The sequence below is a fragment of the Xanthovirga aplysinae genome, from assembly GCF_009711365.1.
Lineage (GTDB): Bacteria > Bacteroidota > Bacteroidia > Cytophagales > Cyclobacteriaceae > Xanthovirga > Xanthovirga aplysinae.
This window is the reverse complement of record NZ_SMMB01001109.1, coordinates 1-8,362: the sequence shown is the minus strand read 5'-3', so window position 1 is coordinate 8,362 and position 8,362 is coordinate 1. Positions and strand designations below refer to the sequence as shown.

6 protein-coding genes and 1 riboswitch are annotated in these 8,362 nt (G+C 36.9%); of the genes, 1 reads left to right on the top strand and 5 read right to left on the bottom strand.

Going from position 1 to position 8,362, the window contains the following annotated elements; all coding sequences use genetic code 11:
- Nucleotides 1–76 precede the first annotated feature (76 nt).
- From ilvC to pnuC, 5 genes are all read right to left on the bottom strand, one after another.
- A complete protein-coding gene (gene ilvC, locus E1171_RS13150; protein ID WP_155206469.1) occupies nucleotides 77–1,558 on the bottom strand; it encodes a ketol-acid reductoisomerase in 1,482 nt (493 codons plus the stop codon).
- A gap of 112 nt (nucleotides 1,559–1,670) precedes the next feature.
- Complete coding sequence (locus tag E1171_RS13145) at nucleotides 1,671–2,546, bottom strand: helix-turn-helix domain-containing protein (RefSeq protein WP_155206468.1); 876 nt, start codon at nucleotides 2,544–2,546, stop codon at nucleotides 1,671–1,673.
- A 271-nt stretch (nucleotides 2,547–2,817) separates the two neighbouring features.
- Entirely contained in the window at nucleotides 2,818–5,244 is a 2,427-nt protein-coding gene (locus tag E1171_RS13140) for a TonB-dependent receptor (protein WP_155206467.1), read from the bottom strand.
- 104 nt (nucleotides 5,245–5,348) lie between these two features.
- A riboswitch (TPP riboswitch) is annotated at nucleotides 5,349–5,445 on the bottom strand.
- Between the two features lie 57 nt (nucleotides 5,446–5,502).
- Complete coding sequence (locus E1171_RS13135) at nucleotides 5,503–6,030, bottom strand: AAA family ATPase (RefSeq protein ID WP_155206466.1); 528 nt, start codon at nucleotides 6,028–6,030, stop codon at nucleotides 5,503–5,505.
- 23 nt (nucleotides 6,031–6,053) lie between these two features.
- Complete coding sequence (pnuC, locus tag E1171_RS13130; protein WP_155206465.1) at nucleotides 6,054–6,692, bottom strand: nicotinamide riboside transporter PnuC; 639 nt, start codon at nucleotides 6,690–6,692, stop codon at nucleotides 6,054–6,056.
- Between the two features lie 492 nt (nucleotides 6,693–7,184).
- On the opposite strand from pnuC, the gene E1171_RS13125 reads away from it, so the two are divergent.
- Nucleotides 7,185–8,362 (top strand): alanine racemase (locus E1171_RS13125; RefSeq protein WP_187696440.1); only part of this gene is annotated, 1,178 nt, incomplete at its 3' end.

Here is an 8,362-nt window from a genome sequence, read left to right as displayed (position 1 = left end):
AGATAAAGTTGCACTTGAAAAAGGTAAAAAATGAGCTGGATGAATACCTTGACCAGCCCATTTTTCCTTATGATAGCTAAACTAAACTGATTGACTTCATTTCAGTCATTGCTGATCTCAATTCTTCCCCTACGTATTCAATAGGATGGTTACGGATCACAGCATTAACTGCAATTAATTCTTGATTATCAACCCCATTATCAATGCCTTCATTGAAGTTTTTGCCGATGATATCAGTATCTACCTCTTTCATAAAATCAGCTAAAAGAGGCTTACAGGCATGATCAAATAAATAACATCCATATTCGGCAGTATCAGAAATTACCCGATTCATTTCGAATAACTTCTTACGGGCAATTGTGTTAGCGATTAATGGGGTTTCATGTAATGATTCATAGTAAGCCGATTCTTCTTTGATACCGGCTTCTGTCATAGTTTCGAAGGCTAGCTCTACCCCCGCTTTTACAAAAGCTACTAACAATAACCCATTGTCGAAGTATTCCTGCTCAGGTATCTCCATGTCCCCAGCAGGAGTTTTTTCAAATTGTGTTTCTCCCGTAGCGGCTCTCCAATTCAAGAGATTTTTGTCATCATTAGCCCAATCCTCCATCATGGTTTTTGAAAAATGTCCGCTCATAATGTCATCCTGGTGCTTTTGGAACAAAGGGCGCATGATTTCTTTCAATTGCTCCGAAATATCAAAAGCTTTAATTTTTGCTGGGTTAGAGAGCCTGTCCATCATTCCCGTAATACCGCCATGTTTAAGGGCTTCGGTGATGACTTCCCATCCGTATTGAATTAATTTAGAAGCATATTCAGGCTTGATGCCTTTGTCCAGCATCTTGTCGAAGCTTAAAATAGATCCCGTTTGTAAAAGACCACAAAGAATGGTCTGCTCACCCATCAGGTCCGATTTAACCTCTGCTACAAAGGATGATTTTAATACTCCAGCTCTATGTCCACCTGTTGCCGCCGCATAAGCCTTGGCATAATCCCAACCTTTTCTCTCCGGATCATTTTCTGGGTGTACGGCAATTAGGGTAGGTACTCCAAAGCCTCTCTTATATTCTTCTCTTACCTCTGTTCCAGGGCATTTTGGGGCTACCATGATTACCGTAATGTCTTTACGGATTTGCATACCCTCTTCTACTATATTGAAACCGTGAGAATAAGAAAGTGTAGAGCCTTGTTTCATTAATGGCATTACTGCCGAAACAACACTTGTATGTTGCTTATCAGGGGTTAAGTTAACTACTAAATCAGCAGTTGGAATTAACTCTTCGTAGTTTCCTACAGCAAAGTTATTCTCCGTGGCGTTTTTCCAAGATGATCTTTTCTGCTCAATGGCTTCTTTTCTTAAAGCATAAGAAATGTCCAATCCGGAATCTCTCATGTTTAACCCTTGGTTTAAGCCCTGAGCTCCACAACCTACAATTACAATTTTTTTTCCTTTAAGGGCTGTAACTCCATCGGCAAATTCACTTCCATCCATGAATTCGCATACTCCTAATTGGTTTAATTGCTCCCGTAATGGAAGGGTATTAAAATAGTTTGCCATTTTTATAAACTTATTATTGTTGTCAAATGATAAAACTTATATTTCTCTAAGGCAAAGGTGGTAAATGTCTGTTGGTTTATAATGGTTCAAACAATGGTAATTTTGGTAAATTTCAATGATTCTTTTTGAATTCGGTAGGCGTCATACCGGTAGCTCTTTTAAAAAATTTGGTGAAATACGATTGATCATGATAATTTAGTTGATTTGCGATTTCACTGGCGGTTAGGTCGGTGTAAATCAGTAATCGTTTGATTTCCAGTATAGTTTTTTCTTGAATGAGTTCCGATGAAGTCTTCCCTACCAAACTCTTAACTGTTTGGGTAAGATGGTTGGGGGTCACATGCAGCCAATCTGCATATTGTTGTATGGTAGGATTTTCCTGGTATTTTTCCTCTATTAATTGTCGAAAACGTTTTACCAGAATCTGGCCTTTGCCTTTCTCCACACTTTTTAATTGCTTGGGGTACAATTGGTGACACAAGTTCAAAATCAAATCCAATAAGGCATTTATAATTTCAAACTGATCGTTGGGATCTTGCATCAATTGACATCCCCTTTTGAAAAGTTGAATTAGTAATTGCTGGTCTTCCAAACTGAGTAACCGTAGTGGAGGGTTTTCTTGTTTTATATTAAAGAAAAAAGGGAGCTCCAGAAGCTTGTTCTTATTGTTTTTGTGCAGTAAATAAAATTCGGCAGTAAATAAAAAAATATAGCCAGCAATGTCTTGGGAAAGTTCCAGTTTATGGGCCTGTCCGGGACTTAGGAAAAAAATACAAGGAGGTTGTATGTTGTACTGATTATTATCAATTATATGTTTTCCTGATCCATGGGTTAAAAACAGCACTTCGTAGAAGTCGTGTCGATGTGGGTATTGCACTTCAAAATGACGATTAGCATCGAAGACTTCCACTTGATAGGGTTTGTTTTTATGAATAAAACTGGTGAATTGATCCAGACTGTAAGTAGGTATCTTTTTCTTTGAATTCATGAAAGGAAACAGTTGTCTCGTATGTGCAATCTAAAGCTTTTTTGGGAAGAAAGCGAGCAGCATAATTTAGGGGCAAAGGTTTGGGATCGGTTGGAAAAAGCAGAGGTTGGATTAGTAGGCAGGAGAAATATTACATTAAAAAACTATTTCATCCTCAGTACTTAATATGAATTGGGGCAATTCATCTGAACTAAATCAATGCCGTCCCTTCAATATTGGGTGTTATTTGCCGGAACAATAGGATTTATCATTCCGGCAAATTAGCATGAATTTAAAACTTCAAATTAGCGGAGATCATAAAGTTGGTTCCTGCTTGAGGATAGTAGTAATTATTGGTAACTAAAGTTGAGTTATCCAAGTTAGTTCCCACATTATTACTATAAGTATACCCGTTTGATTCGTAAAGCACATTAAATAGGTTGTTTACCTGAAAAGCTACATCAATAGCTTTCATAAAAGAAGTTTTTATGCTGTAACTTAAACGCAAATCATTGATGAAATAAGGATCAATCTTTCTTTTATTATTTGAAGTATTGTCTAGGTATTGTTTACCCACGAATTTAGATAAAAGGGTTGCTTCGAACTGTTTGAATGGACGATAACTAATTTGGCTGGCACCAACAAAATTAGGTGAAAAAGAAATTTCGGTATTCTCATGATCAATGCGTTCTTCAGAGTCCTGTTCCCAAGTATTCCAATCTTCATCAATTCCATAAATGACTTCAGTGAAGTTTTTGATTTTATTGGTACTTAATGTGGCGTTTGCTCCCCAACTTAATTTGGAGGTTATGTTTATACTTCCTTCCAGTTCCAGCCCTGCACGGTAACTTCTATCAACATTAGTACGAATATTGGCCCCTACATCATTCAGCTCGCCGGTAAGAACTAGTTGGTTTTTATATTCCATCCAGAAAGCATTTGCAGTGAAATAAGCATTCTTTTGGTGGAATTTATATCCTACTTCTAGGTCATACAGGGTTTCATGTTTAGGTACATTGCCTTGTGGAGCATCCACAAAATCACCTCTTACAGGCTCTTTGTTACTCATGCTATAGGAGGCATAAACCAGTTGTTTTTCAGTAAGGTCTAGGCTAAAACCTATTTTAGGGTTAAGGAAATTGTATTGGGCCTGGAAATCAACTGGTAGTTGATCGTTGTCCTGACCATGCCCCTGGTAGTTCACCTGCCTGTACTGGACGTCAGCAAAAATGTTAAATCGATCGTTAAGTTGGAAATTACCTTTTATAAAGCTGTTGAATTCTTCTTTTCTACTGTTATTGTCGTAGTAATGGTCTCCTAGTTCAGAGTCTCCGGCAGTTTGGGCCCAAATCACCTCACCAAAATGCCTCCCCAAGTACTGATTCCAGGCCACTCCTCCAATTAGGTTAATATTGTCGTTCGCCTCGTAAGTAAGGGAAGAGGTAAAACCATAGAAATCATTATCTAACCATCTTTGTCGGATCAGATCTGAATATTCAGGGGAAAAAATGCTATTCTCAGTTATATTTTGATCTATTTCCACAGGTGAAATTTGATAGTCTTCCAGTATTTGGTCTTCTTTATATTCTTCATAATAACCTCTACCATAGGTATAGTGCAAAGCTCCGTTGAAAGTTAATTTTGGGTTGATGTCCTGGGCAACAATCAATTGGTAATGGTCTTGTTGGTAATTATCGGTTTGATTGGCGTAGATATATTTGTTAAAAGTTCGGTTGGTTTTCAGCATATCTTCCGAAACTCCATTCCAGGACTGATAGGTTTTCTCTTTTCCCGAAAATACGTTCATTTTCACTAGGGTTGATTTACCGTAATAGCCTCCTGAAAGGAAAAAGGATTTTAAATCGGATGATGCACGGTCAATGTATCCGTCGGAGCTGATCTTGGAAAGTCTGGCATCAAAAGTGAATTTATCGTTGATTAAACCTGTACCCACCTTTACGGAATTTTTAAAAGTGTTGAAAGAACCAGCGGCACTGTTTACTTCGGCATAGGCTTCCTTATTTAGGGTTGTGGTTTGGATGTTGACACTTGCCCCAAAGGCCGCAGCTCCATTAGTGGAGGTTCCCACCCCTCTTTGGATTTGAATATTATCTATTGAAGAGGCAAAATCTGGCATATTGACAAAGAATACCCCTTGGGATTCCGAATCATTAATGGGAATACCGTTTACGGTTACATTGATTCTTGTAATGTCGCTTCCTCTGATTCGCATCCCTGTGTAGCCCACACCTGCCCCTGCATCGGAAGTGACTACGACTGAGGGACTCATATTCATTAAAAAAGGAAGATCCTGACCGAAATTACTGTCTTCAATCGTTTTTTGATCAAGAGTAGAATAAGTCATTGCTGATTTTTCACCTGCTCTTGTGGCATTCACGATTACTTCATCGGTCAAAATAGAAGCGGGGTTCAGCTGAATTTCTAAATCAAGATCTTTAATTAATTCTATTTGTTTGGTGTATGTTTCAAAACCCACATATGATACTGACAAGGTATAGGTCCCTTTTTCTAAGTGACTTAAGGTGAATTTTCCATTCTGGTCACTTACTGTACCTAAGCTTGTTTGAAGTAATTGTATAGTAGCACCAGGCAAAATAGTTGAGTTTTCTGAATTTTGAATTATTCCACTTAATTTAACTTGAGCGGATGCTCCAAAAGAGAGAATAAGTAATAAAGAATAAATTGATAATGTTTTCATCAAATGCTTTTTAGGTTAAGTTTAAAAAATGATGTGGCCTGGAACTGGATCGGTGGTAGCAGTTGAAATTGAGAAGGATAAAAAAAGGAAAGCTAAATTTTTCTTAAAAATAAAATTGTTTTCCCTACGTCGGCATTATCCGTATCAGGTTCAATGGGTATATTCTCAGCCACCGATTTTAAGGCACCCCAATAAAATAATTCTTAATTTGGAAGACTCCATTAAGAATTTGGCCGCGAAGTTAAAGGCATTTTATTCTTAAAGCAAATGATCAATGACTCTTATAGCAGTACTTTTACGAATATCGGGAGTTCCGGAAATAATTGAAATGGGTAATTTCCTTCCTTTTAATTCCTTAAGATAGACGTCAAAAAGTTTTTCTCTCTCTTCTGGGTGTTCTCTCAAAGGATCGTCTTCCCAAGGAATATCCGGGCTGGTTAATAAATAGAGATCATAGGAATGCTTGAGTAACTCTTTTATAATCCAGGGGTGACATTGACCATATTTATATTCAGACCAAATTTTCAATACTGTTAGTTCTGTGTCACAGATGAGTAGTTTATTTGCTTTTTTAGCATTTATTTCTTCTGATCGGATTTGGCCTTTGGCTATTTCGACCAAATCTTCTTCCCGGTAAGGACGATCTAATTGATTCAGGTAAGACCTAGCAAATTCTGGAACCCATAGGGTTTGATAGTAATTTGCTAGATCTTGGGCTAAAGTACTTTTGCCTGTAGACTCGGGGCCGGTAATAGCCACCCGTAAAATGGAACTTTTAGCTTTCATAAATAGAGTCCTCCGATAAAAGTTTAACGGGGCAAAGGTTGGGCTATTTGTGTTTTCTTTTTTCGCATTTCTTTTTGCCAGGCAAAATAACCTGAAAATGCCAAAAAGGTAAAAATGAAAAATTGGACGGCACTAAGGGGTAAGCCTTTGTAATAATAGAGGGGGACTGAGATAATATCTGTAATTATCCATGCTATCCAGTTTTCTACTTTTCGTTTGGCCATTAAATACATGCCAATGAAAGCAAAACTGGTTGTTGTTGCATCCCAAAGAGGTACATCACTATCAGTAAATTTTGTTAAGATGAAGCTGAGGATTAAAAAGGATACTGTCCCCATCAGGATCGAAGTCAGATTTTCTTTTTTATTATTGTAGGAAATAGGTAAAACTTGTTTTTGCTCGTCTTTTCTGCTCCACATAAACCATCCATAGACACTCATGATAAAGTAATAGGCATTTATGCCCATGTCAGCATATAATTTATATTGAAAACATAGATAAACATAAATCAATACATTCACAATGCCAGTTGGGTACACCAGAATGTTGTTTTTTCTTGAGAACAAAACACTTGCAACTCCACAAATGACTGCAACTATTTCAAGAAAACTAAGGGCATGAAGGCCTGCAACAAGGCCATCTAAAAATTCATAAAAGGTCATAAATTAGGATCTCCAGCCAAAAAAATAAGGTGTAGACTAAACTTCGTGGTTACAAAAATGAGGAATTATAAGGCAATATCAAAAAAGGTTGCTTTGTCACAATACTCATATAGTAACCTTTTTAAGTCCTTCTTAATTTTCCGAGAGAAACTAAAAATCTTAATTGAATATAGGTCAATTCAATTAGAGGATTGAAAAAAAATCTTGGACCTTTATTTTGAGGGATCCTAAATAAAACAATATTTAGAATTATTTCATATTCTTTATAAAGTCTTCCAATACGATCCATTTGTGTTTTGAATTAAATAATATAATACCTAATTTATTAAGGTTTTTTTTGATGGGATTTGATTTTCCAGATTATTTCGAAAATAAATAAGATAAGAGAAAGATTGCCTTGGAAAAGGTAATTGATTTTGAATCTGTTTTTAAATAGAGGTAAGGAAATTCATTTTTCTTTTTTAATTGATGTAAGTAAATAAAATTTTGTCAGTGAGTAATAAAGTATCTGCAGTTTCTATTTCGAAACCTAACTTACAAAATGAAGGGTTAGCCTCATTGTACGATTATTATAAGTCTATTTTTGAAAATGTACCCAAGCCTTTTGCCTTTGTCAATTTGGATTTTCTTGAAAATAATATAGAGGCAGTTCGTACCAGGGCAGGAAATAAAAATATTCGACTTGCATCTAAATCCATCCGCTGTCTTCCTATTCTTCGCAATATTTTGAATAGTCATAGTCAGTTCCAGGGAATTATGAGCTATAGTCCCCAGGAAGCTGTTTTTCTGAGCGGAGAGGGCTTTGATAATATTTTGATGGGGTATCCCGTATGGGATGAAAGTCATTTAAGGGCAATTGCAAAAGAAATAATTAAGGGAAAGAATATTGTTTTAATGGTGGATTCACATGAACATGTTGAAAAAGCCAAAGCAATTGCTCGGGATCTCCATATTGATTTCCCTCTTTGTATAGATCTGGATATGTCCTCAGATTTCCCAGGTCTCCATTTTGGAGTTTGGCGCTCAGGTATAAATAATAAAGACAAAGCAGTTAATTTGGCAAAATATATTCTAGATAGCCCTTCGGTAAAACTAACTGGGATTATGGGTTATGAATCCCAAATAGCTGGTGTTGGAGACAAGCTTGAAGGTCAGTACGTTAAAAGTCAGCTTATTCGCTTTTTGAAAAGAAGATCGATTAAAGAAATTAAAAAAAGAAGAGAAGAAACAGTAAAGGCCTTATATGATATAGCCGGAGATCTTGAGCTAGTAAATGCAGGAGGAACAGGCAGTTTGGAGAGTAGTATAAAAGAAGCTGGAGTTACCGAAGTAACTGTTGGAAGTGGTTTTTATTCTCCGACGTTGTTTGATCAATATGCAGATTTTCAACATCAGCCAGCAGCTGCTTTTGCACTAGAGGTTACTAGAAATCCGAAAAAAAATATTTATACCTGTTTGGGCGGGGGGTATGTTGCGTCAGGAGCAACTGGAAAGGAAAAGCTCCCCGCTACCTACCTTCCCGAAGGATTAGAACTTTTTCCATTGGAGGGAGCTGGAGAAGTTCAAACTCCTATTCTTAATAAAGGAAAGCAAAATTTGCAAATAGGAGACCCTGTGTTTTTTCGGCACAGTAAGGCGGGAGAATTATGTGAAAGATTTGATTACCTATA

Bases quoted from the DNA above. Each gene is read 5' to 3' on its own strand.
- pnuC (WP_155206465.1), bottom strand. From the start codon at position 6,692: ATGACCTTTTATGAATTTTTAGATGGCCTTGTTGCAGGCCTTCATGCC.
- ilvC (WP_155206469.1), bottom strand. From the start codon at position 1,558: ATGGCAAACTATTTTAATACCCTTCCATTACGGGAGCAATTAAACCAA.
- E1171_RS13145 (WP_155206468.1), bottom strand. From the start codon at position 2,546: ATGAATTCAAAGAAAAAGATACCTACTTACAGTCTGGATCAATTCACC.
- E1171_RS13140 (WP_155206467.1), bottom strand. From the start codon at position 5,244: ATGAAAACATTATCAATTTATTCTTTATTACTTATTCTCTCTTTTGGA.
- E1171_RS13135 (WP_155206466.1), bottom strand. From the start codon at position 6,030: ATGAAAGCTAAAAGTTCCATTTTACGGGTGGCTATTACCGGCCCCGAG.